4 tRNA genes are annotated in these 418 nt (G+C 51.0%); all 4 read left to right on the top strand.

The features are described from left to right. Positions 1–43: 43 nt before the first annotated feature. The 4 genes from KJS58_RS24980 to KJS58_RS24965 all read left to right on the top strand — a co-directional run bounded on the left by KJS58_RS24980 (position 44) and on the right by KJS58_RS24965 (position 394). Positions 44–120: transfer RNA gene (locus KJS58_RS24980), tRNA-Asp, on the top strand. Between the two features lie 16 nt (positions 121–136). Next, positions 137–212 (top strand) — tRNA-Phe (locus KJS58_RS24975). 11 nt (positions 213–223) lie between these two features. Beyond that, a tRNA-Thr gene (locus tag KJS58_RS24970) sits at positions 224–299 on the top strand. Positions 300–308: 9 nt separating this feature from the next. Continuing rightward, a tRNA-Tyr gene (locus KJS58_RS24965) sits at positions 309–394 on the top strand. Positions 395–418 lie beyond the last annotated feature (24 nt).

Below are 418 nucleotides of genomic sequence, written 5' to 3'. Positions count from 1 at the left end.
GAAGGTCGCAGGTTCAAATCCTGCCCCCGCAATTGTAATACCTGGAACTGTGGTGTAGAGGCCTAACATGCCTGCCTGTCACGCAGGAGATCGCGGGTTCGAATCCCGTCAGTTCCGCCATTTTTATTCTGAATAAGGCTCGGTAGCTCAGTCGGTAGAGCAGAGGACTGAAAATCCTCGTGTCGGCGGTTCGATTCCGTCCCGAGCCACCATTCAAAAATTAGCCGATGTAGCTCAACTGGTAGAGCAACTGACTTGTAATCAGTAGGTTGGGGGTTCAAGTCCTCTCGTCGGCACCAGTTTCATATGGAGGATTAGCGAAGTGGCCAAACGCATCAGACTGTAAATCTGCTCCCTTACGGGTTCGGTGGTTCGAATCCATCATCCTCCACCAGTTTTTAGGGGCATAGTTTAAAGG

Source organism: Paenibacillus sp. J45TS6 (assembly GCF_018403285.1).
Classification (GTDB): Bacteria; Bacillota; Bacilli; order Paenibacillales; family Paenibacillaceae; genus Paenibacillus.
Note: the sequence above shows the minus strand (reverse complement) of the source record. Positions and strands in the feature narration are given on the sequence as shown.